The sequence below is a fragment of the Sphaerochaeta sp. PS genome (genome assembly GCF_032144095.1).
Lineage (GTDB): Bacteria > Spirochaetota > Spirochaetia > Sphaerochaetales > Sphaerochaetaceae > Sphaerochaeta.
The window spans coordinates 1-25,647 of sequence record NZ_JAVSNJ010000001.1 but is presented as its reverse complement, the minus strand read 5'-3'; the positions used below and the strand labels follow the sequence as shown (position 1 = coordinate 25,647).

Here is a 25,647-nt window from a genome sequence, read left to right as displayed (position 1 = left end):
GGTTACGCCAACAGGCGCAAGACCTATTCTTCGTCGGAGCCTTCGTCCATATCATCGATATCACCCACGGATTTCATGTCTCCGAGATCTTCCACGTCGAAATCATCGTCATCGATCATTTCCTGACGCCTTGCTTCCTTGACTGCATCAACTTTCTGTTGCAGCACCAGCAGCTCCTCGTCCTTCAGCTTGATATCACGATACTTTTTCATACCGGTACCAGCAGGAATCAAATGACCAATAATTACGTTTTCTTTCAAACCGCGCAACTCATCTTTACTACCAGCAATAGCCGCATTTGTCAAGACCTTCGTAGTCTCCTGGAAGGAGGCAGCGGAGATGAATGAGTCAATGCTCAGCGATGCCCTGGTGATACCAAGGAGCAGGGGGCGTGCCACAGCTGGCTCTCCACCCTCATTGGTGACCCGTTCGTTCTCTTCAAGGAAACGATACTTGTCAACCTGCTGTCCATGGATCAGATTGGTGTCGCCTACATGCACGACCTCAATCTTCCTGAGCATCTGCCTTACGATGACGCCAAGGTGCTTATCGTTGATCTGTACACCCTGCATCCGGTACACCTCCTGGACCTCATCGACCAGGAAGGACTGAAGCTCATTCTCACCAAGGATATCCAACACATCGTGTGGATCGACCGAACCATCACACAAAGGCTCTGCAGCCTCCACTGAGTCACCATCACGTACCAAGAGGTTCTTGCCCATGGGAACCATGTGCTTGTACTCATGTCCGTACGGGTCGGTTACCAGGATGGAACGCTTGCCCTTGACGATCGGGCCGAAGCTGACCTGACCTGAAACCTGTGCCAGGAAGGCACTGTTCTTTGGTCTGCGAGCCTCAAAAAGCTCTCCAACTCGGGGAAGACCGCCGGTGATATCCTTCGTCTTTGTTCCTTCCTTGAGCAACTTGGCGAGGATATGGCCCTTTTCGACCTTCACGTTGTCATTTACCTGGAGATAGGATCCACCAGGAAGCAGATAGACAGCAAGCGTATCGCCCTTTCCATGTTCCTCGCTGGTAATCTCAATGCGGGGCTGCAGGGACTCAAGGCTATGCTCGGTAATCTTCTTCTCGATGTTACCAGTCTCTTCATTTACCTCTTCATGCAAGGTAGTTCCAAGCTTGATGTCGATGAAGGAGGTGTAACCACCCTCTTCAGCAATTACAGGCTCACTGAACGGGTCAAAGGTAACGATCGGGACATGGGCATCAACAAACTGACCGGACTCAACCAGGAGCTCGGAACCGGTCTTGACGACCTGACTGGTGGAGTGACCGACCAGGTACAGGTGATCGTCGATGACCATTACCGAACCGTTCTCCCTTGAGAGGACAGCCTTACCCTTCTTCTTGAAGATGGGGGTTCCCTTTCCTACGATCGAGCCATCTTCAACGAGAAGCTCATCATACTCGTCACGGCGAATCTCGGCGTTGACACGGAAGTATTCGATGTGTCCCTTACGGGTGAATACCTTTACCGAGTCGGATGCACGGATGACACGTGAACCTGTGATGGAACCAAGGACAACAGGATAGCCAAAGGTAAGCTTGCTCTCCTCAGAGCTCGTAGATGCAGTTCCTCCAACGTGGAATGTACGCATCGTAAGCTGGGTACCGGGCTGTCCGATGGACTGTGCGGCAATGATACCGACAGCCTCACCAATGACGACACTGCGGTTGGTGGCAAGGTTACGTCCGTAGCACTTGCGACAGACACCATGCTTGGCCTCACAGGTCAATACAGTCCTGAGCAGGACTTTCTCAAGTCCGGAGTCCTCAATTGCCTGTGCAACCTGTTCGGTAATCTCCACGTTCGCCTCGGCAAGGACCTCACGGGTAAATGGATGGAGAATGTCCTCAACAGGACAGCGGCCTACAATGCGGTCTGCAAGTCCTTCAACAATCTCGTCACCATCCTTGATAGCCGTACGCCAGATCCCGTTGATGGTATGGCAGTCATCCTCGTTGACGACAACGTCCTGGCTGATATCAACCAGACGGCGGGTCAGATACCCTGCCTCAGCGGTCTTCAATGCAGTATCGGAAAGTCCCTTACGGGCACCGTTTGTCGAGATGAAGAACTCGATGATGGACAAGCCTTCCTTAAAGTTTGACTTGATGGGGAATTCGATGACGTCGCCAGAGGGCTTTGCCATCAAACCACGCATACCACCGAGCTGCCTGATCTGGGTCTTCGATCCTCGAGCACCACTGTCGGCCATGAGGAAGAGTGGGTTGAACCCGCCCTGGCTGTTCTTCAGTTCCGCCATCAGCTCATCGGTGAGCTGATCATTGGTCTGTGTCCAGACTTCGATGACCCTGTTGTACCGCTCTTCCTGGGTTATATGGCCCTGGCGGTACTGGTCGAGAATCCGTTGCTGCTCGGCGTTTGCCTTGGCAACCATCGCATCCTTTGCAACAGGGACAATCATATCAGAAAGCCCAATGGTTGCACCGAAGATAGTAGCATACTTGAACCCGACATCCTTGATGGAGTCAAGCATCTCGACAGCCAAGGAGTTGGCCTTGACCTTCAGGGTATCCCCGATCAGGTTCTTCAGCTCCTTGTCACCAAGACAGGTGTTCTGGTAAGGAACGCCCTTCGGAAGGACAGCATTGAAGATGACACGCCCAGGGGTGGTCTCAATCTTGGTACCATCCTCGAGCTTGTATCTGATCTTGGCATTGTATGAGAGGGCATTCACGTCGATTGCCATCTCAATTTCGCCAAGGTTGTCATAGTAGTTGCCCTCACCCTTTGCACCGGGCATCTCCCTGGTCAGGTAGTTGATGCCAAGCACCATGTCCTGTGAGGGATATACGATCGGCTTGCCGTTGGCAGGGTCGAGCAGGTTGGTCACTGAAAGCATCAGTGTCCAACACTCTAGCTGAGCGGCGTGGGTCAAGGGTACGTGAACAGCCATCTGGTCCCCGTCGAAGTCAGCATTGTATGCATGACACACCAGGGGGTGCAGCTTGATAGCCTTACCGTCCACCAGTACAGGATCAAAGGCCTGGATACCAAGGCGGTGAAGCGTAGGTGCACGGTTCAGGAGCACTGGGTGTTCCCGTACGACATCATCAAGGATGGACCATACTGCATCGGTCTCTTCCTCAACAAGGCTCTTCGCCTTCTTGATGTTGTAGACCACGCCATCCTGGACCAGCTTCTTCATGATGAAGGGCTTATAGAGTTCGAGAGCCATCTTGGAAGGAAGACCGCACTGGTGCATCCTCAATTCGGGCCCTACGACGATTACCGAACGACCTGAGTAGTCGACACGCTTGCCCAGCAGGTTCTGCCTGAAACGCCCCTGCTTGCCCTTAAGCATGTCAGAGAGGCTCTTCAGAGGCCTGTTGGAGGCACCCTTGACTACGCGCTTGCGCTTGGAGTTGTCAAACAAGGCATCAACTGCCTCCTGGAGCATCCTCTTCTCATTACGGATAATGATATCGGGTGCATTGAGTTTCACCAAACGGTCGAGACGGTTGTTTCTGTTGATGCAACGACGGTAGAGGTCGTTGAGGTCACTGGTTGCAAACCTTCCTCCATCGAGCTGGACCATTGGTCGCAGATCTGGTGGGATGACAGGAATGACGGTGAGGATCATCCACTCGGGCTTGTTGCCACTGTCGCGGAAGTTCTCACAGACCTCAATTCTCTTGAGCAGGCGCTTGTCAGCCTTGTCAGCCTTGAGACGCATCTGCTCGCGAAGGTCGCGGGAGAGTTCCTCAAGGTCGAGGTTGATCAATAGCTTGCGCACAGCTTCCGCGCCCATTCCGGCTTCAAATGAGTCGCCGTACTGTTCGCGGGCTTCCCAGTACTCCTCTTCGCTCAGCAGCTGCTTTGGCTTGAGGCTGGTATCCCCTGCGTTGATGACCACATACTTTTCATAGTAGAGGACACTCTGCAGGGAGTTGCGGGTAATATCCAGCAACATGCTCATTCTGGAAGGTACCGAGCGGTAATACCAGATGTGGGAGACAGGGGCTGCAAGGGTGATATGACCCATGCGCTCACGACGAACCTTGGTGTTGGTTACTTCAACACCACAGCGGTCGCAGATTACCCCCTTATAGCGGATAGACTTGAACTTTCCGCAATAGCACTCCCACTCCTTGGTGGTACCGAAGATCTTCTCACAAAACAGACCATCCCTCTCGGGCCGGAGTGTTCGGTAGTTAATGGTCTCGGGCTTCTTTACCTCGCCGTAAGACCAATCCCTGATCTGTTCCGGCGAAGCCAGCTTTATCATGATGCTATCGAAATCCTGAATTTCCTTCATCCGTACTTCTCCTGGTTAGTTGAGGGAGCCTTTCGACTGTTTGGCGATCAACTCTTCATCTCTTTCGGTCAAAGGAACCTGCTTGCCATTGGAATCATATACAGACATATCCAAAGCCAGGCCACGGATCTCCTGAACCAACACATTGAATGCCTCAGGCATACCTGCGGTGGTAGCGGGTTCTCCCTTGACGATACTTTCATAAATCTTCACACGACCGTTCATGTCATCACTCTTGATGGTAAGCAGTTCCTGCAAGGTATTGGCAGCGCCATACGCCTCCAGGGCCCACACTTCCATCTCTCCGAGTCTCTGACCACCAAACTGGGCCTTACCGCCAAGAGGCTGCTGGGTTACCAGTGAGTAGGGACCGGTGGAACGGGCATGCATCTTGTCATCTACAAGGTGGTGCAGCTTAAGGTAGTAGATGTACCCACAGAATACGGGGTTCACAAACGGAACACCTGTATGGCCGTTGTACAGCACGGTCTTGGAATTCTCAGGAAGTCCAGCCTCACGCATCTTCTCCTCGATCTGAGCCATTGAAGCGCTCTGGAACACAGGAGTGGCATACCATTTGTCAAGCTTGACGGCAGCCCAGCCGAGCTGGGTCTCCATCAACTGGCCGATGTTCATTCGGGAAGGAACACCCAGCGGGTTGAGGCAGACATCCAAGGGGGTACCATCTTCCATGTATGGCATATCCTCCTCGGGGAGAATCCGGCTTACAACACCCTTGTTACCGTGGCGGCCTGCCATCTTGTCACCCTGGCGCAGTTTGCGCTTGGTAGCAAGCAGGACCTTGACAGTCTCCTCGACACCTGGAGGAAGCTCGTCATTGTTGCTTCGCTTCAGTCTCTGGATGTCGATGACCGTTCCCTCGGTGCCGTGGGGTACCTTCAGCGAGGTGTCCCTTACTTCCTTGGCCTTTTCGCCGAAGATGGAGTTGAGAAGCTTGAACTCAGGAGTCGTGTCGCTTTCACTCTTGGGGGTCACTTTACCGACAAGTATGGAACCGGGCCTGACCATTGTGCCGATACGGACGATACCATCCTCATCGAGCTGCTCAAGCATCTTCTCGCTTGTATTGGGAATGTCTCTGGTGAGTTTCTCAGGTCCAAGCTTGGTTTCACGGATATCGGTGGAAAATTCCTTGATATGTACAGAGGTAAAGATATCATCCTTGACAACGCGCTCACTGATGAGAACGGCGTCCTCATAGTTGTAGCCGTTCCAAGGAACAAAGCCTACGAGGATGTTGCGGCCCAGGGCAAGTTCTGCACTCTGGGTAGCAGGGCCATCGGCGAGGACAGCGCCATCTTCCACATGCTGGCCGAAGCTGACGATGGGCTTCTGGTTAAAGCAGGTATCCTGGTTGGTCCTCTGGTACTTCTGTACGGCATACTCATCAAACTCGCCTTCAATAGTGGAGGTATCAGGCTTGATGACAACCTTGTCAGAACTTACGTAGGTGACGGTTCCACCGCGCTTTGCCTTGACAAGTACACCACTATCGTAGGCTGTCTTTCCTTCCATTCCTGTTCCGACACGGGGAGTCTCAGGGAATTCCAGGGGAACTGCCTGCCTCTGCATGTTTGAACCCATCAATGCACGGTTGGCATCGTCGTGTTCAAGGAACGGGATAAGGGAAGCAGCGACGCTGATGACCTGCTTGGGAGAGACGTCCATATACTTGATATCGGCCGGTGGCTTGGTTGAATAGTCACCACTGCGTCTGACAGGGATTTCCTTTTCTTCGAAGTGACCTTCGCTGTCCAACTTTGCGGAAGCCTGGGCAATGAAGAATTTCTCCTCGTCGTTGGCATCAAGGAAACGGTACTGCTTGGAAACCACCCCATCAACCACCTTGCGATAGGGGGACTCGAGGAAACCATGTTGGTTTACCCGGGTATAGTTGGCCAGGGAGACGATGAGGCCGATGTTCGGTCCTTCAGGAGTCTCGATGGGACATATACGGCCATAGTGGGTGTAGTGAACGTCACGGACCTCGAAACTTGCACGGTCTCTGGAGAGACCACCGGGGCCGAGGGCGTTGAGCCTTCTCTTGTGGGTAAGCTCTGCTAGCGGATTGACCTGGTCCATGAACTGGGAGAGCTGGCTGCTGCCGAAGAACTCCTTCACCGCAGCCACAATCGGCTTGATGGAGATCAAGTCCTGGGGCTTGACGCTACCAGTCTCAAGGTTCATGCGCTCCTTGGCAATGCGTTCCATTCGTGCAAAGGCACTCTTGAGCGCATTCTGGAGCAGTTCACCTACAGATCGGACACGGCGGTTGCCCAGGTGGTCAATATCATCGACGTTCTCTTCACGGATAAAAACCTTGATGAGGAAAGCCATGGTGTTGACAATGTCCTTGGCTGTAAGGACAGTCAGGTCGGTGGAGGCATTCTCCTCCTCCTCTTCTGTTCCTGAACCAAATTTCTTGTTGAACTTGTACCGGCCTACCGAACCGAGGTCGTACCTGCGGCTGGAGAAGAACATGTCAGGGAGGTCCCGTTCTGCCCGCTCGATGGCGATCATCTCACCAGGCATGAGGACGCTGAAGATGGGGCTGAGCACATCTTCCTTGGTCGGTTCATCAAATCCCTCACGGGTATATTTTGCATCCTCGATCTCAAAGCAGTTGAGGATCATGTCACTGTGCAAAGAGTCGACATCACGCATATTGATCAGCTGCAGATGGCTTACTTTCAAGGCAAGCAACTCATCAATCTCGTGAGCATGCAGCTTGTCACCGGCACGGAGAACCTTCTTGTTCTCGCGGTCTACAACAGCATACACATCCTTGTATAGGTAGCGGTTCTCAAGGCTGGATTTCAGATCGCTGTCATCAGCAATCTCGACCTCTTCGCCCCTATAGAACTGCTCGATGATCTTCTCACGGGTATCAAAGCCGATCGCACGCAGGAAGAGCGTTCCGAGGATACGCTTCTTGCGGTCGATCTTGGTGAAGATCAGGTGCTTCTTGTCATCAATTTCAAATTCAAGCCAAGATCCACGGTAGGGAATAATTCTCGAAGAGTACACATCCTTATCATTGGAAAAGATTACACCAGGTGAACGGTGGATCTGACTTACAACAACACGCTCGGCTCCATTGATGATAAAGGTACCGCGATCTGTCATCATGGGGATATCCCCAAAGAAGATCTCCTTCTCCCTCATCTCACCAGTGGAAAACTCAAGGCTAATGGTAACTTTGATGGGCACACTGTAGGAACGGCCCTTCTTTTTACACTCAGTCTCATTGAACTTGATGTTTTCTAAATCAATCGTGTATCCCTTATAGGCAAGACGCATCTCACCATTAGGACTATCTATCGGGAATGTTGCCTGAAAGACCTCTTCCAGACCCGAATTCTGCTCAGGGGGCAACCCCTTCTTAAAGCGTTCGAGCTGTAGGAATCTCTCATAGGAATCAAGCTGAATCCCGATAAGGTTGGGCAGTTCACAGACTTCTTGGAAATCAGAACCGATGTACGTGCGTGTTATGGATTTGCCTTTGGCAACCATCATGTACCCTCCAGAGTCAATTGAGAAACAGACAGAATCCCCCCTTCAACAGAGGGAAACGAAAGACACAATAGGCCACCGGAGTCTTTCCGGTGGCTCATAGAATCGGGTTTACACCCGCTCACAAAAAACAGCAGCGGGGAACTGGACCCAGAGGGGCCTGCCCCCGCCTATCGGCTTAGTCAACCGGCTTGATCTCGACGGCACAGCTAGCAGCAACAAGCTTTTCCTTGATTGCTTCGGCATCAGCCTTGCTAACGGATTCCTTGATGACAGCATTGCCAGCTTCAACGAGATCCTTGGCTTCTTTGAGGCCAAGACCAGTGAGTGCACGGACTTCCTTGATTGCTGCGATCTTCTTGGTAGGATCACAAGAGACAAGGATGACGTTGAATTCTGTGGGCTCTTCAACAGCTTCAGCAACAACTGCAGCTGCGGGACCTGCTGCAGCAGCAGCGGCCACAACACCAAACTTCTCTTCCATCATCTTGATCAAGCTAGAGACTTCCAAGACGGACATGTTAGCAATCGATTCCAAAATTTCTTCTTTAGTAGCCATATTACCTTCTCCTTAAAAATTGTTATTCACTGCACAGTCATAGCAGGTTACGAGCGAAGACTAGGACTGTGATTAGTTTTCTTCGACAACGGGGGCAGCTTCTTCAACTGCTGCACCACCATGATTCTCAACATAGGCAAGCAGGGTTGCTGCGAGCTTCTGCACAGGGGCCTTCATTGTTCCCATCAACATGGAGATCAGTTCGAGCCTGCTTGGCAGCTGGCTGAAAGCTTCAATCTCCTGAGCTGACATGAACTTGCCATCGATCATCGCACCCTTGACGATAACAGGGGAGCCATCCTTACCAGCCTGGAACAGGTCCTTGGCAACAATGTTGGCCTCCTCGCCGCGTACAAGAGCAATTGCAGTAGGACCAACAAGCTGGTCATCAGCCTGGTTGTCAAGCTGCTTGAGAGCGATCTTGGCAAAACGGTTCTTCACAACACGGTAGGCAGCATCCTTTTTCAGGAGGGTTCTGCGCAGCGTAGTGATCTGTTCCACTGTCATCCCGCGATAGTCGGTAAAGATGTATCCGCTATACTGTGCGAACTCATCCTTCAGGGCCTTTACGGCTTCCTCTTTGGCGGGTGTAATACGAGTCTTATAATCCATAATCTCTATCTCCTATTATACCGAAGCCGTCAGATCCTTCACGTTTACATGGACACCAGGGCCCATCGTGGAGGAAAGAGCTACGCTTACCAGGAAGTCTGCCTTTGCATCGGCTGGCTTCTTGCGGACGATTTCCTTGACAACTGCACGAGCGTTTTCACTGACTTTTGCAGGGTCCATCGAAACTTTACCAATAGGAAGGTGAATGACGTTGGTCTTGTCTGAACGGAACTCGACACGGCCCTTGGTCAGCTCCTCAAGAGCTCCCTTCAGGTCAAAGGTTACGGTCTGGGTCTTGGGGTTGGGCATCAAGCCTCTGCGTCCAAGGATAGGTCCCAAACGACCGACGTCCTTCATCATGTCCGGAGTAGCTACAGCTACATCAAAATCCATCCAACCGCCACGAATCTTCTCGATGAGGTCGTCATCGCCAACATAGGTTGCACCGGCATCAAGAGCTTCCTGGACCTTCTCGCCCTTGGCGAAAACGAGGACACGCTTCTGTGCGGAGAACTGGTTGGGGAGCACGACGGTGTCGCGGACGCTCTGGCTCTTCTTTAGGACAAGCTTTACAGAGATTTCGACGGTCTCGTCGAACTTTGCAAAGGCAACTTCCTTGACCAGGGCAGCGGCTTCATCGAAGAGGTACAACTTCTCACGGTCGATCTTCTTGATACTTTCGCGATATTTCTTTCCGTGTTTCATCTTACAGCTCCACCTCTACGCCCATACTGCGGGCGGTCCCTGCAACGATCTTCTTGGCAGCATCAATGTCATTGGCATTGAGGTCTTCAAGCTTGGTCTTCGCAATGTCGGTAAGTTGGGCTTGTGTAAGCTTGCCAATCTTGACCTTGTTGGGGGAGCCACTTCCTTTTGTTACGCCCAGTGCCTTTTTGATGAGGACTGCAGCAGGAGGTGTCTTCAGAATAAAAGTAAAACTCTTATCCCCATACACTGTAATGATGACTGGAAGAATGAGCCCAGGTTCGTAGTTCTTCGTTTTTTCGTTGAACTCCTGGACAAACTTTGGGGCACTGACACCATGAGGTCCAAGCGCGGGCCCGATTGGGGGTGCCGGCGTAGCCTTCTGGGCAGGGCACTGCAGCTTGATTACCGCAGTTACCTTTTTCTTTGCCATGTTTCTCTCCTTACGCGACACCCTGCCTGAGTTGGCTGATTTTCCGGGCTCGCGCTGGTTTTAACGCCTGTCATACGATCAGGCTCCCACCTCATCTCTGAGGGAGTAATTGCACGCATAAGTGGACTTGTTATAAAAAAACAAAAACAAACAAATGCTCCAAGGGCCAGTCCGGAACCCTTAGAGAATCTTTTCAACCTGGAGGAAATCCACCTCAACAGGGGTGGAGCGACCAAAGATCCCGACGCTCACTCGCATGCGGGCCTTATCCAGGTTCACCTCCTCAATGACACCGGTAAAGGTATCAAAGGGGCCTTCAACAATGCGCACCTGCTCGCCAATCTCAAAAGTCTGTTTGGGCTTGAAGACTTTCTCAGCAGGCAGGTCACCTGTCTTCTGAAAAATCCCCTTTACCTCTGCAGCCGTGAGGGCCTTGGGCATCACACTGTCATTGGGGGTAACAAAACCGGTAACCCCTTGGATTCTCTTGATATGAGAACACCAGGTCTTCCAGCTGTTTTCCGGCAAGTCGAGCTCAACAAGAATATAGCCAGGGAGTATCTTCCGCTTTACTTCGCGTCGGACGCCATCCTTGACTTCAACTAAGGTTTCTTGCGGTACCTTTACATCTGTGCAGATCATGCTGAAATCTACATCAGTTTCACGCATCTTGTTAATGATGCGCTCAATTTTCTGTTCGTATCCCGAATATGTGTGTACTACGTACCAGCCCTTTGCCATGACACCGTCCTAGAAGATGAATAGTATACCCTTGAGAAGGAGAAAGTCAACCAAGCCAAGGAATACGGCGACGATAACAGTAGAAACCAGTACGACCTTAGTGGAAGAGACAACCGCTTCACGGGAAGGCCAGACAACTTTTTTCAGTTCCTGGTGCGACTCCTTGAAATACTTGAACAGTTTCTTCATGTAAAGTCTCCTTTGGGGTAAAAAAAATCAAGAAGCAGACAGGCCAGGAAGGATTCGAACCCTCAACATCCGGTTTTGGAGACCAGCGCTCTACCAATTGGAGCTACTGGCCTATTTGCTTCTCGATACAAAAGTCCTTTCGGACCTATTTGATCTTTGCTTCGCGATGCAAGGTGTGCTTTCGCTCAAACGGACAATACTTGCTCAGCTCAAGCTTGCCTTGCGTGTTACGACGATTCTTCTCGGTCGTATAGTTCTTCTGCTTACATTCGGTGCACTGCAGAGCAATTTTCTCCACGGGACCTTTTTTCTTTGCTTCACCCATTCCATGCTCCTCGGTGAGTATTCACCTCACTCTCATCCCCAAGGGGATTGAGAAAAAAAAAGAGCCCTCGAACGGATTTGAACCGTTGACCCCCACCTTACCATGGTGGTGCTCTACCGTGCTGAGCTACAAGGGCGATGGTAACAAGGCAGATTTTTCCATGCGGAACATACCTGCGACATGCAAAAGCTAACTTACCAGAGCACGAATGTTTTGTCAATATGCCTTGAGCATTTTCACCGGTATTATTGGAGCTGGTTGCCCATATTCCAGCAATCGTATATAGTTTTGATTGAACCAATTATCCTATTTGTAAGGAGTTCTTCACATGAAAGACGAACTGAAAACTCGCTTTGGACATACAGCAAAAGACCTGGCGCAAGACTTTGCCGAACAGCTCAAGTATAGCCAGGATGCAGATATCTACCACACCACAGCCGAAGGCAGGTACACTGCCCTGGCCCTCGCCATCAGGGACAGGATCGTCCACCAGTGGAACCTGAGCAGAAAGACCCAGCGCAAAGAAAACGCCAAACGCATAAACTACCTCTCCCTTGAGTTCCTTATGGGAAGGGCGATGACCAACAACGTGATCAACCTTGGCGTTGAGGACCAGCTGAAGGAAGCCCTTTCGTCACTAGGGTATACCTATGAGGAACTAGCTGACATGGAACCTGATGCCGGACTGGGAAATGGAGGGCTTGGCAGGCTTGCCGCCTGCTTCCTAGACTCCCTTGCAACCCTGGAATACCCTGCCTATGGCTACGGCATCCGCTACAACTACGGCATCTTCCGCCAACAGATCAAGAACGGCTGGCAGGTAGAGCAGCCTGACAACTGGCTTCGCAACGGCAACCCTTGGGAGCTCAAGCGCCCTGATGTCGTCTACACAGTCCAGTTTGGCGGTGAAGTGAAGATGATCAGGGAGAAAGGCAAGGACAACTTCAAGTGGATCGGCTCGGAGCAGGTCAATGGGGTTGCCTACGATACCCCGATCGTCGGCTATGGATGCAAGACGGTGAACACACTCCGCCTCTGGTCTGCGACAAGCCCCGAGGAGTTCAATTTCCATGAGTTCAACGACGGCGACTACACCGAAGCGGTGCGATCCAAGATATCCGCTGAGAACCTCTCGCAGGTCCTCTACCCCAACGACACCCTCTACATGGGCAAGGAACTCCGCCTCAAGCAACAGTACTTCTTCGTGGCCTGCTCCCTTGCTGACATTATCCGTTCCTTCAAACGCAGGAAACTCAGCTGGTCACAGTTCCCCGACTTTGCGGCCATCCAGCTCAACGACACCCACCCATCCCTGGCAATCCCTGAGATGATGCGTCTGCTCCTCGACGAGGAAGGCCTCAGCTGGGACGAAGCCTGGGATATCACCGTCGCCATCATGGGCTACACCAACCACACACTCATGCCGGAGGCCCTGGAGAAGTGGACACTGCCCATGCTGCAGTCGATCCTTCCCAGACACATGCAGATCATCTATGAGATCAACCACAGGTTCTTGCAGTCTGCTGTCTCCTTCTTCCCCCTCCAGCCCCAGGTGCTTGGCCAGATCAGCATCATTGAGGAGTCAAACCCCAAGCAGGTCAGGATGGCCAACCTCGCCATCATCGGAAGCCATAGCACCAACGGGGTCGCTGCCCTCCACTCAGAACTTCTGAAACGATCGATGTTTCCCCAGTTCAACCTCATCTATCCCAAGCGGTTCAACAACAAGACCAACGGGATAACCCAGAGACGCTGGTTGCTTGATGCAAACCCGAGACTGGCACAAAAGATAACCGAAGCCATCGGGGACGGCTGGATAACCGACTATAGCCAGATAGCCAAGCTGGCCCCCTTTGCCACCGACAAGGCCTTTGTCTCCGATTTTGCAAAGATCAAGCTGGAGAACAAGGTCAAGGCAGCTGCATTCCTCAAAAAGGACAGCGGCATGATCATCGACCCAAACACCCTCTTTGATGTCCAGGTCAAACGTATCCACGAGTACAAACGGCAGCTGCTCAATGCCCTGAACATCATGCTGATCTACAACGACATAAAGAAGGGCGGAAAGGCGACCGAGAATATGCCACCGATGACATTCCTCTTCGGCGGCAAGGCGGCCCCTGGCTACGTCAATGCCAAGCTCATCATCAAGCTCATCAACAACATCGCCAAGGTCATCAACGGGGATTCACAGGCCAACAAGCTCCTTTCGATCCAGTTCATGCCCAACTACCGGGTAACCATGGCAGAGAGCATCATCCCTGCAACCGACCTTTCCGAGCAGATATCCACTGCAGGAACCGAGGCATCAGGGACAGGAAACATGAAGTTCATGTGCAATGGGGCCCTGACCATCGGGACGATGGATGGGGCAAACGTGGAAATCGCCGAGGAGGTCGGCAAGGACAACATGTTTATCTTCGGCCACACGGAAGAGGAGATCTCACAGCTTGGAAAATCCTACAACCCCTTTGCCTGGGCAATGGGTGACAATGAGATCAAGGAAGCGGTCGCACTCCTGTCCACCGGTTACTTCAATGTGAACGAACCCAATATCTTCGACCCCCTACGCAAGAGCCTCTTTGAAGATGGGGACAGGTATTTCCACTTTGCTGACCTTCGCATGTATGCAGATGCCCACAAGAGTGCCCGCGACCTCTACCGAGGCGACCAAAATGAGTGGAACCGGAAGGCAATCCTCAACATCGCTTCCAGTGGAAAATTCTCCAGTGACCGGACCATCGGTGAGTATGCAAAGGATATATGGGCCCTCAAACAGTGTCCTGTGCAGCGAGATGATGGAACAGAGACAGCCCTACAGGACGCAATGAAAAAATAGTGAGACAACCGATCCGGCAGGCCCTTCCAGGGGCCTGTCGCTTCATCTGCGCCACTATCCTACAAAGATGCCAAATAAATAGCATTTTATAAATATATAATTATTTACATTACAGTAGTTTGCATTAAGTTTAAGAAATAGTTATGTTTTGTGACGCATTTTTGCCAAACAAGGAATAAATCCTGCTATATTCTTAGCATGCAAAAGTTCTGGGATCGCGTAAGAACCCTATTGGGGGAACCATCGGTTGTTGACCTATCAAAAATGCTCGATGTCAAAAGAAGCACCCTCTCAAGCTGGATCCACAATGACCGCCGTCCACCCATGGAAGTTCTCATGACCCTCACCTCACTGACAGGTCTGAGCCTCGGGAAACTTGAACATGGGTATGATTGGGAGCCGCCTTATGAAGAGGACGAGGCAGCCGAGCACCATTGCCCAAGGCACAAGGCGATCATGCAGATAGTGCCAACCCTCAACGAAGAGGAGCAGGAGCTCATCCTTTCCATCCTTACCTTTATCCAGAAATCCCATACCACCAAGCCCTAGCTAACCAGGTTTGCCATCAGCGCCACCAGATAGGGGGCGAGCATGGCCAGAAGGGGAGCCACAACCATTGCAGGAAGGAAATTCCCGGTCTTGCTCTTGCGGATGTCCAGCAACCCGAAGCCGATCATCATAAGCAGCACACCACCGACAGCTGAAAGCTCGTTGATCCCACTCTCTCCCAGGATAGGGGAGATAAAGCCGCCGGCAAGGGTGAAGAACCCCTGGTAGACAAGGATGACCAGCGCACTGGCCATGACACCGGGGCCATAGACTGCCGTAAAGATGATCGCCATGCACCCATCCATCACCGACTTGACCAGGAGAAGTTGGTAGTCCCCTGTCGTCCCGGCCTGGATGGAACCGACAACAGTCATCGCCCCTGAACAGAAGAGCAGGGAAGCATTGAGGAAGCCCAGGGCAAAATTCTTTGCCGCCTCCTCATCCCTACCCTTCCTTCCCAGGCGAGACTCCATCCAGGTACCCAAGCTGAGCACAGCATCCTCGATGGAGAGTGCATAGCCGATGAAGCCCCCCAGGATGGTGGAGAAGATCAGGATAAGGAAAGAGCCGGTCTGCAAGGCCATGGAGATTCCGATCACCAACGTGACCAGACCCGAGGAGGTGAAGACCACCTGCTTGTAGGAGTCCTTGAGCCGGTTCTTGACCAGCAGCCCCAGCAGGGACCCCAGAATAACTGTCAGACAATTGATATAGGTAGCAAACATAATGAATAGGAGTATAATGGGTTCCAAAGACTTGGACAAGGAACGAATATGCAAAACATCCTTCTGGCGGCAGGATTGGGTACACGAAGTGGAGGAGAGAAGCTGCTTCTCCCCTATAAGGGACAGGCCTTGGTTGCACATGCAGCCCAGCAGTCCCTCAAGGCCGGGCTCTTCACCATCGTGGTTACAGGGTTCAGGAACGAAGAGGTCGAGCTGGCCCTCAAGGAGATGGCTTGCCCGAACCTAGTCCTTGTCCACAATGACAACTATACCCAGGGACAGGGCTCATCCACCCTTGTGGGAGCCAAGGCATTGCGGGAGAATGAGGACTTTTTCATCTCCCTGGCAGACATGCCCCTGATAGAGGCAGAGCACTACCACCTGCTTGCGAAAAAGTTCTCCTCATCCGACGCCCTACGGCCCATCTACCAAGGGCAGATAGGGCATCCCGTGCTGCTGAGGGCAAACTTCAAGGCCCTTATCCTTGCCCAGCCCATCCCCTTCACCATGCAAGGGCTGCTCCAGGAGTTCCATGTAGAGCTGTGCGTTGTCGATGATGAGGCCTTTGTCCGTGACATCGACACCATACACGCCTACGCAGAACTCCTGATACACCCTAGGCCTTGATGGCTACCACCTCATCACCATCCACCGTCAGGCGAATCGCTGAGGAAGGGGCAAAGGAACCACTGAGCAACTGAACAGAGAGGGGGTTCTCCACTAGGCGCTGAATTGCCCGCTTGACAGGACGGGCACCAAAGGTCGCATCAAAGCCCTCCCTGAAGACCAGGTCCACGACAGCTTCATCCCAATGCAAGGTATACCCGCGTCTTTCCAGCCGCTGGGCAAGCTGGGCAAGCTGCATGTCTACGATCTTCCTGACCTGCTCTGGGCCGAGCCCCTCAAAGATGATGATCTCATCAAGACGGTTGATGAACTCAGGCTTGAAGGAATCATGGATGACAGAGAGCACCTGCTTGCGTCCCTCTTCCTGGTTCTTGGCCTGCAGCAGGAGGGAACTACCCAGATTGCTGGTGAGGATGATCACCGTATTGGTGAAGTCCACAACCCTTCCCTGCCCATCGGTGAGCCTTCCGTCATCCAGGAGCTGCAACAGGACATTGAAGACATCCGGATGGGCCTTCTCGATCTCATCGAAGAGCACCACTGAGTAGGGCCGGCGCCTGACCACTTCGGTCAGCTGTCCACCCTGGTCATAGCCGACATATCCTGGAGGGGCACCGATGAGCCTGCTCACCGAGTACTTCTCCATATATTCGCTCATGTCGATGCGGGTAAGGGCCTTCTCATCATCAAAGAGGAAGGAGGCCAATACCTTGGCAAGCAGGGTCTTTCCCACCCCCGTGGGTCCTGCAAACAGGAAGCTACCCAAAGGTCGCTTCTCATCACCGATGCCTGCCTTGTTTCTCCTGATGGCATCGGAGAGGGCGGTGATCGCCTGCCTCTGTCCTACCACCTGGGCGGAGAGTATCTGCTCAAGCTTCAGGTACTTCTGCATCTCACTGCTCTTCATCTTGGCGATGGGAACCCCTGTCCAGCTACTGACGATCCTGGCGATATCATCTTCGCTGACCTCTTCACGGAGCATCTGCTTGCCCTCGGAATGACTTTGGGCAAGGAGCTCGCTCTGGGCCTGGATCTCCTTTTGCAGTTCAGGGATAGAGCCGTGCTTGATCTGGGCGGCCTTAGCAAGGTCCCCATCCCGCTCTGCCCGCTGCTCTTCCACCTTCAGCTGTTCAAGGCTCGCCTTTTTGGCGCGCAGCTTGTCGATGGCACTTCGTTCATTGCCCCACTGCAGGTGCATGCTGTCCCGCTTCCCCTTGAGGAAGCTCACCTCATTTCTGATCTTCGCCAGACGTTCTAGGCTGGTTGGGTCGGTTTCGCGGGCCAGGGCCTGCTCCTCGATGTTCAGCTGCAGGATTTTCCTCTCGATCTGGTCCAGCTCCTCCGGCTGGCTCTCGATCTCCATCTTCAGCTGGCTTGCAGCCTCGTCTATGAGGTCGATCGCCTTGTCAGGAAGGAAACGGTTGGTGATGTAGCGGTTGCTTAGGGTCGCGGCTGCAATGAGGGCCTCGTCCTTGATGCGCACCCCGTGGTGCACCTCATAGCGTTCCCTCAGCCCGCGCAGGATGGCAATGGTACTCTCAACGGTGGGTTCCTTGGTAAAGACAGGCTGGAACCTGCGTTCAAGGGCCTTGTCAACCTCGATGTATTTCCGGTACTCATCCAGCGTTGTCGCCCCGATGGCATGCAGCTCCCCTCTTGCCAAGGCTGGCTTGATGAGGTTTGAGGCATCGGTGGAGCCTTCGCTCGCTCCTGCACCCACAATGGTGTGCAACTCGTCGATGAAGAGGATGATGGCCCCTTCGCTTGAGGTCACTTCCTTGACCACGGCCTTGAGCCGCTCCTCAAATTCCCCCCGGAACTTTGCACCGGCCACCAGGGAGCCGACATCCAGGGAGAGGATTCGCTTGTTCTTCAGGGATTCGGGGACATCGCCGCTGCTGATACGTTGGGCAAGCCCCTCGACAATGGCAGTCTTTCCGACCCCAGGCTCCCCAATGAGAACCGGGTTGTTCTTCGTCCTTCTGGAAAGGACCTGCATCACACGCCTGATCTCCTCGTCCCGTCCGATTACCGGGTCGAGCTTGCCCAGGCGGGCAAGGGCTGTCATGTCCTTGCAGTATTTTTCCAGGGCCTGGTATCTGCTTTCGGGATCTTCGTTGTCGATGCTCTGGTTTCCCCTTATGGTCTGCAAGGCCTGCATCACCCCATCGCGGGTGATGCCAAGGTTCTTCATGGCCTTGCTGGCAGGTGAGGAATCATCGAGGATGGCTAGCAGCACATGCTCGGCGCTGAGAAACTCATCCTTGAACTCCGCGGCAATCTTGTCTGCTGCATAGAGCTCATTGCCCAAGGCGGCAGATATGGAGCGTTGAGTGGTGCCTCCATAGGCTTTGGGAAGACGGTCTACCAGGGCCTGCAGTGCAGCCTGTACCTGGCGGGGAGGAACTCCCAACCGTTCAAACAACGGGGAGAGCAGGCCCTCTTTCTGGTTGAGAAGTGCCAACAGGAGATGTTCGCTGGTAATCTCGGCATTGCCCTGTTCGTTCGCCAAAAGGTCAGCGTCACCAACAGCCTGGCGAAGCTTGATGGTCATTTTGTCTATATTCATATTATACCCCTCATGATGGCTAGATATGAGGCAACGATCCCCTCAAGGGGACCAAATCCTGTACACGTCAAATATAGTGATAAAATGTTCTGTCGACTAGGAACGGGTGATGACCGGTGTTGTCCTGGGCTTTGTCTTGTAGAACTCCAGATAGTTTGCGATGAGTTCCTTGGAAAGGGACATCTCAAAGGTATCGAGGAAGGCTACCTGGAAACAGGAGGATTCAAGAAGCAGGAGGATGTGGTCTGCAACCTTGTTTATGTCGCACTGGATGATGTCCCCTGCGTGTATACCTACCCGAAGCAGCCGCTTGAAGAGGATGGTGAGCTTGGCTGTCCTTCTGAGTACGATCTCGTTGAAGTCACGGCCCTCCTTCTTCATCTGGAGCATCACATCCACCAGGGATGTAAGCTCCCCTTCGTGGGCCGTCGCCGTATCCATGATCTCGGAGCAGATCTTCTTGATCCTGCTCATGTAGTTGTCCTCAGTTTCCCAGGCCAGGGTTGCATACTTGGAGAACATACGCCCGGTTACAAGCTTTACAGCGTAGTAGTAGATCTCTTCCTTGTCCTTGAAGTACTGATAGATGGTGGGTCGGGAAATTCCACATTCCTGGGCAATGAGTGAAAGATTGGAGTCCCGATACCCTTCGCGTCCAAATACTTTCAACGCTGTCTGCAGTATCTTTTCCTTTCTTTCCTCATGGTCAATTTTCTTGGGCATGTCCTAAATTCCCCCCTAAACCTTTCTGTACGCTATTGTTATATTACAATATACCATTATACTGTAAAAAACACTACATTATCGTGAGGATTTCATGACAGCAATAGTTGTACCCTTGATAGTAATAGCATCACCATTGGCTATAGGAATAGTGAGAACTTTGGTTCTTAGGGAAAAAAAGGTCCCTGCCAAGGGGGTAAGTCCCTCACCCGATACACTGCCTGCCATTGCCAAGCTGCAGGAGGCCATCACCTTCAGGACAGTGAGCCGTCCCGAGGGAGAAACCACCGACTGGGAGCAGTTTGCCAAATTTGCAGAGTTTCTTGCCCAGGCCTTTCCCCTATGCGAGAAGCATCTGAAAATCACCTGCGACTCCGAGTATAACCTCATCTACCGCTTCGAGGGAGAGGATGCCCAAGCAGAACCAGCCCTGCTCACAGCCCACCAGGATGTGGTGTCGGCCAACGAGGAGGAGTGGACCCATCACCCCTTTGGCAAGACAGAGCAGGATGGATATGTCTGGGGACGGGGAAGCTTCGACTGCAAGCTGCAGCTCATTGCCATCCTCGAGGCCTTTGAACAGATGGTAAAAAACCATGAAAAGCCCAGGCGTACCTGGTATGCCGCATTCGGCTGCGACGAGGAGATCAATGGGGGCAACAAGGGTGCCACACTCATCGCAGAGCAGTTCGAGCGCATGGGCCTCACCTTTTCCCTACTCCTCGATGAAGGGGGTGTGGTATCGGAAAACTACATCAAGGGGATCAGGCGTCCCATCGCGGTGGTCGGGGTAGCCGAGAAGGGATACATGGACACAACCCTCAGCTGCAACAGGGATGCTGGGCACTCCTCCACACCAGCGGTTCCCACCGCTTTGGGGAAGGTCGCAAAGGCTGTAGTTGCAATAGAAGAGAGCAGACACCCAGCAAGGATTACCAAACCCGTAGAGGCCATGCTCAGGAACATAGGGGAGGAAGCGCCCTTCCCCTTCGCTTTCCTCTTCCTCAACCTCTGGTTCACAAAACCCCTCATCAAGGTCATCTTTTCCAAAAGTCCCACGCTGAATGCCCTTATCAGGACAACCAGTGTACCCACCATGATCCAGGCAAGCGACAAGAGCAATGTCATCGCCCAGACTGCGAAGGCAGTGGTCAACACCCGAGTCCTCTCCGGTGATGACCAGGCAAGTGTCACCAGCCATCTTGCCAAGGTCATCAATGATGGGGATGTGAGCCTCACCGTCAGCCGCTATGCAGCGCCGTCGCAAGAGTCCCCTGCTTCCCAGGAGGCGTTTGCAATGATCAAGGCCACCATCTCAAAGACCTTCCCCGAGGCAATCGTAACCTCATACCTGATGTTGGGTGCAACCGATGCCCGCAAGTATGAAAGACTCTGCCAGTTTGTCTACCGCTTTACCCCGGCCCAGATGGACCGTCTTGAGGTGCTGAGAATGCATGCTCCCGACGAGCGGATGCACACGGACAACATCCAGAAAGCGGTCATGTTCTTCCACTCCCTGCTGAAGAGCTGGTAAAGACAGGCAAAGGCCCCGCCATGCGGGGCCTCTGTGTACAGGATGATTTGCCTCTTAGTTCTTCTTGATCTTCACGTCAATGCTTTTCGGCTGTGCCACTTCCTTCTTGGGAAGGGTAATCGTAAGCACTCCGTTGGAGAACTCACCCTCGATCTTCTCTTCGTTCACATCCTCAGGCAAGGAAAAGGACCGTTCAAAATTCTGGTACCTGCGCTCGCAGATGAGGATTTTCTTCTCATCCTTCTCTTCCCTCACGCTCTCCTTGGTGGAACTGAGACGTAGGACATGCTTCTCGATGTTTACCTTGACGTCTTCCTGCTTGTAGCCAGCGAGTTCAGCTTCAAGGATGTATGCCGTATCAGTCTCGGTAATGTCTACAGGAGGGACCTTCCTTGAGGTCACACCCCAATCACCGAGCATGTTGCCAAACAGTGAATCGAAAGGCGATACCATCGGCGTCCGATAGTTGCTTCTAGTTGTAAGATATGCCATGTTACACCTCCATGTGTCTTGTATGTTATATGCTCATGCCCTTTCGGGTCGTACCAACATACATGCAAAAAGCGTGCCAACTATATATATCTGAAAAAAAAACACTCTCCAGGGCTGAAAATCAACGGTTTTCCTGGTATTTTCTCCCTACAGAAAACAATCCACACACCCCTACCAGAGAGTGATGGGTCAATCTGACAGAGGGATTCGGATGTCCTATCCTAATTGTGTCAAATTGACCCATTCTCCAACAAACCCAGCAAATTTCGGACCAATACGCCAAAAACTGGCCTTTAGAGCTTGTCACTCATGGTAGCGACCATGACAGCCTTAATGGTATGCATCCGATTCTCAGCCTCATCAAATACTACCGAATGCTTGCTCCTGAACACTTCGTCGGTGACCTCGAGCTCCGTAAGCCCGTACTGGGCATGGATCTGCTGTGCCACGGAGGTGTGTAGGTCATGGAACGAGGGCAGGCAGTGCTCAAAGAGTACATGCTCGTTCCCTGAGGCCTTCAGGAGGTCCATGGTCACCTGATACTCCTTGAGCAGGGAGATACGGGCTTCAGTCTGGTCCTCCTCCCCCATCGAGACCCAGATGTCGGTGTAGATGACATCCGCACCCTTGACCGCTTCATAGGGGTCTGTGGTCACGGAAAGGAGAGCCCCACTCTGCTTTGCCACACCCGAAAGTTCGTCCATGAGGGCCCTGGAAGGAAAGAGCTCCTTTGGGGAGGCGATAGCGTAGTGCATCCCTACCTTTGCAGCCCCTATCATCAGGGCGTTGGATACGTTGTTCCTTCCATCACCGAGGTATGCCATCTTCATCTGGTTCAGGGGCTTGCCAGTATGCTCCATGGCTGTAAGGAAGTCGGCAAGCACCTGGGTAGGATGGTCATCATCGGTAAGTCCGTTCCATACAGGAACCCCGCTATGGGTGGCCAGGTCCTTGATAACTTGCATCGCAAATCCGCGGTACTCGATGCCATCATAGAGGCGACCAAGCACCTTGGCAGTATCCTCGATGGACTCTTTCTTGCCCATCTGGCTGTTTGTGAGGAAGGTGACCTGAGCCCCTTCATCAAAGGCTGCCACTTCGAATGAGCACCGTGTACGGGTTGATGTCTTGTCGAAGATGAGGACAATGTTCTTCTTGTCCAGCAAGGAACCCTCGAGGTTCTTGGCATATGCCTTTCCCTTCTTCTTCGCCTTCAGCTCCTTGGCCAGGTCCAGCAAATAGTGAATCTCTTCTGTGGAATAATCCTTGAGTGTAAGGAAACTCCGTCCTTTCAGTGTAATGCCTGTATGCATGTTATCCTCCGTACTGCGAAAATAATAAATATTTATGCATTCAAAGTCAATGTTTTTGCAATTTTATGCAGAATTAATCCTGTTTTATTGTATTTTGATACAAAAAAACCCTCCAACACAAGGAAGGAGGGCTCACCAGACAAAAGAATGGTTATTTAGAAACGAGCACGACTTCGCCATTGGTATAATGGGCGGCTACATACTCCTTGATCTTATCGCCACGGAGGGCCTTGACCAGAGCGACGATGCGAGGATCATTCTCATTGCCCTGCTTGACTGCCACAACGTTTACGTAGGGGCTGTCAGAACCTTCTACCAAGAGGCCATCACGGGTTGCGATCAGGCCGGCAGGAATGGCGTAGTTTCCGTTGATGATGGCTGCATCCACATCCTGCAGTACGCGAGGAAGGGAGGCTGCTTCAATTTCACGGAACTTCAGGCCCTTGGGGTTCTTGGCAATATCCATGGGAGTTGCTTCAAGTCCAGCATTTGCACCAAGAGTCAGGAGGCCTGCACTCTGCAGAAGGAGCAGTGCACGCCCTTCATTGGTGGGGTCGTTGGGGATTGCAACGGTTGCACCCTGGGGCAGGTCTGCAAGGGTCTTGTACTTCTTTGAGTAGAGGGCGAAGGGCTCCACATGGATGCCACCGGCGTTAGCAAGGTGATAGCCACGATCTTTGTTGAAGGATTCGAGATAGGGGACGTGCTGGAAGAAGTTTGCATCCAGTTCGCCAGTCTCAAGTGCTTCATTGGGAGTCACATAGTCGGTAAACTCACGAATCTTGAGGGTAATGCCTTGGGCAGCGAGGTCATCAACCACAAGGTTGAGGAAAGCTGCATGAGGTTCAGGGGTTGCACCAACGGTCAGTACCTTTGCAGTAGACTGTTCCTTGGTTCCGGCAGCAAATAGGGTTGCCGCTACGAGAATCACCAGTGCGATCGTCAGAATCTTTTTCATATCTTCTCCTACTCTCCCCTACGGCGAGAGCTATGTGAAATAGAGGTCAGCGTTTTGCCAACAGATGAGAGCTGATCTTGTTGCCTATCACCTGGATGATCTCAACGAGAACCAGGATGATTATTACTGCAACAACCATTACATCCCCACGGAAGCGCTGGTAGCCATACCGGATCGCGAGATCTCCCAATCCACCACCACCGATGGCACCGGCCATGGCCGAATACCCAATGAGGTTGATGATGGTAAGGGTCACCCCACTTACCAGTGAGGGCAAGGCTTCAGGGATAAGTACCTTACGGACAATTTGCCAGTTTGTGGATCCCATTGCGCGGGCGGCCTGAACGACCCCCGGATCCACCTCCTTCAGTGCGGTCTCGATCACTCGAGCCACAAACGGTGCTGCCGCGATCGACAGCGGGACGATAGTAGCGGTGGTACCGATACTGGTTCCGATAAGAATCCTGGAAAGGGGAAACAAGAGGATCATAAGGATTATGAAAGGAAACGAACGAAGCACGTTCACAATCCTTCCAAGGATATTGTTGAGGATTGGCTTGGGAATGATCCCTCCCTGTTCCACCCCTGAGGTGACAGAGAGCAGGATACCCAAGGGCAGTCCCATCAGAAGGGAGAACAGTGTGGAAAAGAGAACCATACTGAGTGTCTGACCTGTGGATTGGAGCACAAGCATCCAAAGTTTACTCATAGCTTGCCCTCCTCTTCCACCAGTACACCAGCAATCCTGAGAGCCTCAAGGGCCCGGATTTTCGTCTCCTCATCGCCACTGATGTCAACCACCATGGTCCCGATCTCCACATCCCCAACCTTCTGTACACCACCGGCCCTGATGTTGAACTCAACACCGATGCTCTGGGTAATCCTGCTGAGGATGGGCTGGTCTGTGGTGTCCCCACGGAACCTGAGGGTATAGGTACCACGCTTCTTGGACCACTGCACCATCTTGTCCTGCCGGCTAGCACTTTCGTCAAGCCCGACGAGATGGGCAAGGAAGTCCTTGGTAACCTCACTGCTGGGATTTGCAAAGATGTCGGTGACAAGGCCCTGTTCGACTACCTTCCCATCGTTGAGGACTGCAACCTGCACACAGGCATCGCGAACGACCTCCATCTGGTGGGTGATCATGACAACGGTGAGGGACATCTTCTTCTGGATCTCCTTCAGCAAGGAGAGTATTGCATGGGTAGTCTGTGGGTCCAGGGCACTGGTGGCCTCGTCGCAAAACAGGATATCAGGATTGCATGCCAGGGCCCGTGCGATGGCGACTCGCTGTTTCTGCCCTCCACTGAGGGTGCTGATAGGAGCCTTCCCACGTCCCTGGAGTGCCACCAAATCCAGCAGTTCATCGACCCTTGCCTTGATGGCAGGTTTGCTCATCCCTGTTATTTCCATGGGATAGGCTATGTTCTGCTCGGCATTTCGGGAGGTGAAGAGATTGAAGTTCTGGAATATCATGCCGACCCGGCGTCGGCGATCGATCATGGCTTGCTTGGTAAGGTTGTCGACCCGGTTGTTGTCAAAATAGACTTCACCGCCGTCAGGGCTTTCCAGCAGGCTGATCAGCCTGACCAGGGTGGATTTTCCTGCCCCACTCTTTCCAATGATCCCATAGATGGTATTCGAAGGTATTGAAAGGCTCACACCGTTGACAGCGTGCAGATTTCCGTATGACCTTTGTAAATTTTCCAACGTAATCTGCATAAATATACCCTCAGTACTCATTGAATTGTTACCATCATAGTAAAAAGGGGTACATTGGACAAGAGTAATGGGGGAAATATAGAGAGAACCAAATTCAGGGAAAAACCATCTTGTTGCCCAACAACAAGAAAAGGACGCTTTAGGCGTCCTTTTCCATCTATATTGAACCGGCATCTAAGCCGGAGTGGGGC

Annotated in this window: 21 protein-coding genes and 2 tRNA genes; 4 read left to right on the top strand and 19 right to left on the bottom strand. The window is 52.5% G+C overall.

What is annotated here, in order from left to right; genetic code table 11:
* Positions 1–23 precede the first annotated feature (23 nt).
* The 11 genes from rpoC to ROJ03_RS00065 form a co-directional block, all read right to left on the bottom strand.
* Positions 24–4,307, bottom strand: coding sequence for a DNA-directed RNA polymerase subunit beta' (rpoC, locus tag ROJ03_RS00115; protein ID WP_313724941.1), 4,284 nt, complete (start codon positions 4,305–4,307; stop codon positions 24–26).
* A 15-nt stretch (positions 4,308–4,322) separates the two neighbouring features.
* Entirely contained in the window at positions 4,323–7,841 is a 3,519-nt protein-coding gene (rpoB, locus tag ROJ03_RS00110; RefSeq protein WP_313725413.1) for a DNA-directed RNA polymerase subunit beta, read from the bottom strand.
* A 178-nt stretch (positions 7,842–8,019) separates the two neighbouring features.
* On the bottom strand, positions 8,020–8,400 hold the full coding sequence (gene rplL / locus ROJ03_RS00105; protein WP_313724940.1) for a 50S ribosomal protein L7/L12: 381 nt from the start codon (positions 8,398–8,400) through the stop codon (positions 8,020–8,022).
* 72 nt (positions 8,401–8,472) lie between these two features.
* A complete protein-coding gene (gene rplJ / locus ROJ03_RS00100; RefSeq protein WP_313724939.1) occupies positions 8,473–9,012 on the bottom strand; it encodes a 50S ribosomal protein L10 in 540 nt (179 codons plus the stop codon).
* A gap of 15 nt (positions 9,013–9,027) precedes the next feature.
* Positions 9,028–9,717: a 50S ribosomal protein L1 gene (rplA, locus tag ROJ03_RS00095; RefSeq protein WP_313724938.1), complete on the bottom strand. Its 690-nt coding sequence runs from the start codon at positions 9,715–9,717 to the stop codon at positions 9,028–9,030.
* Position 9,718: 1 nt separating this feature from the next.
* Positions 9,719–10,150 carry a 50S ribosomal protein L11 gene (gene rplK, locus ROJ03_RS00090; RefSeq protein ID WP_313724937.1) on the bottom strand — a complete coding sequence of 144 codons (432 nt, stop codon included), beginning with the start codon at positions 10,148–10,150 and terminating at the stop codon, positions 9,719–9,721.
* 180 nt (positions 10,151–10,330) lie between these two features.
* A complete protein-coding gene (gene nusG, locus ROJ03_RS00085; RefSeq protein ID WP_313724936.1) occupies positions 10,331–10,891 on the bottom strand; it encodes a transcription termination/antitermination protein NusG in 561 nt (186 codons plus the stop codon).
* Between the two features lie 9 nt (positions 10,892–10,900).
* Positions 10,901–11,080 (bottom strand): preprotein translocase subunit SecE, encoded by a 180-nt coding sequence (secE, locus tag ROJ03_RS00080; protein WP_313724935.1) that lies wholly within the window; start codon positions 11,078–11,080, stop codon positions 10,901–10,903.
* Between the two features lie 39 nt (positions 11,081–11,119).
* Positions 11,120–11,193: transfer RNA gene (locus ROJ03_RS00075), tRNA-Trp, on the bottom strand.
* Between the two features lie 32 nt (positions 11,194–11,225).
* Positions 11,226–11,405 (bottom strand): 50S ribosomal protein L33, encoded by a 180-nt coding sequence (rpmG, locus tag ROJ03_RS00070; RefSeq protein ID WP_313724934.1) that lies wholly within the window; start codon positions 11,403–11,405, stop codon positions 11,226–11,228.
* A gap of 62 nt (positions 11,406–11,467) precedes the next feature.
* Positions 11,468–11,541: transfer RNA gene (locus tag ROJ03_RS00065), tRNA-Thr, on the bottom strand.
* A 192-nt stretch (positions 11,542–11,733) separates the two neighbouring features.
* Between ROJ03_RS00065 and ROJ03_RS00060 the strand changes: the two genes are divergently transcribed.
* Together ROJ03_RS00060 and ROJ03_RS00055 are read left to right on the top strand one after the other, a co-directional pair.
* Complete coding sequence (locus ROJ03_RS00060) at positions 11,734–14,244, top strand: glycogen/starch/alpha-glucan phosphorylase (RefSeq protein ID WP_313724933.1); 2,511 nt, start codon at positions 11,734–11,736, stop codon at positions 14,242–14,244.
* Between the two features lie 198 nt (positions 14,245–14,442).
* Positions 14,443–14,793 carry a helix-turn-helix transcriptional regulator gene (locus ROJ03_RS00055; protein WP_313724932.1) on the top strand — a complete coding sequence of 117 codons (351 nt, stop codon included), beginning with the start codon at positions 14,443–14,445 and terminating at the stop codon, positions 14,791–14,793.
* Here ROJ03_RS00055 and ROJ03_RS00050 read toward each other — a convergent pair.
* The gene (locus tag ROJ03_RS00050) at positions 14,790–15,518 is read right to left on the bottom strand and encodes a DUF554 domain-containing protein (protein ID WP_313724931.1); all 729 of its coding nucleotides are present in this window, start codon (positions 15,516–15,518) and stop codon (positions 14,790–14,792) included. The genes ROJ03_RS00055 and ROJ03_RS00050 overlap by 4 nt on opposite strands.
* A 48-nt stretch (positions 15,519–15,566) precedes the next feature.
* Here ROJ03_RS00050 and ROJ03_RS00045 point away from each other — a divergent pair, with 48 nt between their 5' ends.
* Positions 15,567–16,145 (top strand): nucleotidyltransferase family protein, encoded by a 579-nt coding sequence (locus ROJ03_RS00045; RefSeq protein ID WP_313724930.1) that lies wholly within the window; start codon positions 15,567–15,569, stop codon positions 16,143–16,145.
* Here the strand turns inward: ROJ03_RS00045 and clpB are convergent.
* Positions 16,135–18,714, bottom strand: coding sequence for an ATP-dependent chaperone ClpB (gene clpB, locus ROJ03_RS00040; RefSeq protein WP_313724929.1), 2,580 nt, complete (start codon positions 18,712–18,714; stop codon positions 16,135–16,137). The genes ROJ03_RS00045 and clpB overlap by 11 nt on opposite strands.
* 96 nt (positions 18,715–18,810) lie before the next feature.
* A complete protein-coding gene (locus tag ROJ03_RS00035; protein ID WP_313724928.1) occupies positions 18,811–19,437 on the bottom strand; it encodes a TetR/AcrR family transcriptional regulator in 627 nt (208 codons plus the stop codon).
* Between the two features lie 151 nt (positions 19,438–19,588).
* Between ROJ03_RS00035 and ROJ03_RS00030 the strand changes: the two genes are divergently transcribed.
* Positions 19,589–20,971: a M20/M25/M40 family metallo-hydrolase gene (locus ROJ03_RS00030; protein ID WP_313724927.1), complete on the top strand. Its 1,383-nt coding sequence runs from the start codon at positions 19,589–19,591 to the stop codon at positions 20,969–20,971.
* A 54-nt stretch (positions 20,972–21,025) separates the two neighbouring features.
* Here the strand turns inward: ROJ03_RS00030 and ROJ03_RS00025 are convergent, their stop codons facing one another.
* The 5 genes from ROJ03_RS00025 to ROJ03_RS00005 form a co-directional block, all read right to left on the bottom strand.
* Positions 21,026–21,463, bottom strand: coding sequence for an Hsp20/alpha crystallin family protein (locus ROJ03_RS00025; protein WP_313724926.1), 438 nt, complete (start codon positions 21,461–21,463; stop codon positions 21,026–21,028).
* A gap of 293 nt (positions 21,464–21,756) precedes the next feature.
* Complete coding sequence (gene argF / locus ROJ03_RS00020; protein WP_313724925.1) at positions 21,757–22,776, bottom strand: ornithine carbamoyltransferase; 1,020 nt, start codon at positions 22,774–22,776, stop codon at positions 21,757–21,759.
* A 151-nt stretch (positions 22,777–22,927) separates the two neighbouring features.
* A complete protein-coding gene (locus ROJ03_RS00015) occupies positions 22,928–23,734 on the bottom strand; it encodes a MetQ/NlpA family ABC transporter substrate-binding protein (protein WP_313724924.1) in 807 nt (268 codons plus the stop codon).
* A 46-nt stretch (positions 23,735–23,780) separates the two neighbouring features.
* Positions 23,781–24,443, bottom strand: a complete 663-nt coding sequence (locus tag ROJ03_RS00010; RefSeq protein ID WP_313724923.1) for a methionine ABC transporter permease — start codon at positions 24,441–24,443, stop codon at positions 23,781–23,783.
* Complete coding sequence (locus tag ROJ03_RS00005; protein WP_313724922.1) at positions 24,440–25,456, bottom strand: methionine ABC transporter ATP-binding protein; 1,017 nt, start codon at positions 25,454–25,456, stop codon at positions 24,440–24,442. Before ROJ03_RS00005 ends, ROJ03_RS00010 begins: the two co-directional genes overlap by 4 nt.
* Between the last annotated feature and the right edge of the window lie 191 nt (positions 25,457–25,647).

Excerpts from the sequence above, each read along its gene's own strand:
- secE (WP_313724935.1), bottom strand. The coding sequence starts at position 11,080 with ATGAAGAAACTGTTCAAGTATTTCAAGGAGTCGCACCAGGAACTGAAA.
- ROJ03_RS00050 (WP_313724931.1), bottom strand. The coding sequence starts at position 15,518 with ATGTTTGCTACCTATATCAATTGTCTGACAGTTATTCTGGGGTCCCTG.
- ROJ03_RS00010 (WP_313724923.1), bottom strand. The coding sequence starts at position 24,443 with ATGAGTAAACTTTGGATGCTTGTGCTCCAATCCACAGGTCAGACACTC.
- argF (WP_313724925.1), bottom strand. The coding sequence starts at position 22,776 with ATGCATACAGGCATTACACTGAAAGGACGGAGTTTCCTTACACTCAAG.
- clpB (WP_313724929.1), bottom strand. The coding sequence starts at position 18,714 with ATGAATATAGACAAAATGACCATCAAGCTTCGCCAGGCTGTTGGTGAC.
- ROJ03_RS00055 (WP_313724932.1), top strand. The coding sequence starts at position 14,443 with ATGCAAAAGTTCTGGGATCGCGTAAGAACCCTATTGGGGGAACCATCG.
- ROJ03_RS00015 (WP_313724924.1), bottom strand. The coding sequence starts at position 23,734 with ATGAAAAAGATTCTGACGATCGCACTGGTGATTCTCGTAGCGGCAACC.
- ROJ03_RS00060 (WP_313724933.1), top strand. The coding sequence starts at position 11,734 with ATGAAAGACGAACTGAAAACTCGCTTTGGACATACAGCAAAAGACCTG.
- ROJ03_RS00045 (WP_313724930.1), top strand. The coding sequence starts at position 15,567 with ATGCAAAACATCCTTCTGGCGGCAGGATTGGGTACACGAAGTGGAGGA.
- rplJ (WP_313724939.1), bottom strand. The coding sequence starts at position 9,012 with ATGGATTATAAGACTCGTATTACACCCGCCAAAGAGGAAGCCGTAAAG.
- rplL (WP_313724940.1), bottom strand. The coding sequence starts at position 8,400 with ATGGCTACTAAAGAAGAAATTTTGGAATCGATTGCTAACATGTCCGTC.
- rpoB (WP_313725413.1), bottom strand. The coding sequence starts at position 7,841 with ATGGTTGCCAAAGGCAAATCCATAACACGCACGTACATCGGTTCTGAT.
- rplA (WP_313724938.1), bottom strand. The coding sequence starts at position 9,717 with ATGAAACACGGAAAGAAATATCGCGAAAGTATCAAGAAGATCGACCGT.
- rpmG (WP_313724934.1), bottom strand. The coding sequence starts at position 11,405 with ATGGGTGAAGCAAAGAAAAAAGGTCCCGTGGAGAAAATTGCTCTGCAG.
- ROJ03_RS00035 (WP_313724928.1), bottom strand. The coding sequence starts at position 19,437 with ATGCCCAAGAAAATTGACCATGAGGAAAGAAAGGAAAAGATACTGCAG.
- rplK (WP_313724937.1), bottom strand. The coding sequence starts at position 10,150 with ATGGCAAAGAAAAAGGTAACTGCGGTAATCAAGCTGCAGTGCCCTGCC.
- ROJ03_RS00005 (WP_313724922.1), bottom strand. The coding sequence starts at position 25,456 with ATGCAGATTACGTTGGAAAATTTACAAAGGTCATACGGAAATCTGCAC.
- rpoC (WP_313724941.1), bottom strand. The coding sequence starts at position 4,307 with ATGAAGGAAATTCAGGATTTCGATAGCATCATGATAAAGCTGGCTTCG.
- nusG (WP_313724936.1), bottom strand. The coding sequence starts at position 10,891 with ATGGCAAAGGGCTGGTACGTAGTACACACATATTCGGGATACGAACAG.
- ROJ03_RS00025 (WP_313724926.1), bottom strand. The coding sequence starts at position 21,463 with ATGGCATATCTTACAACTAGAAGCAACTATCGGACGCCGATGGTATCG.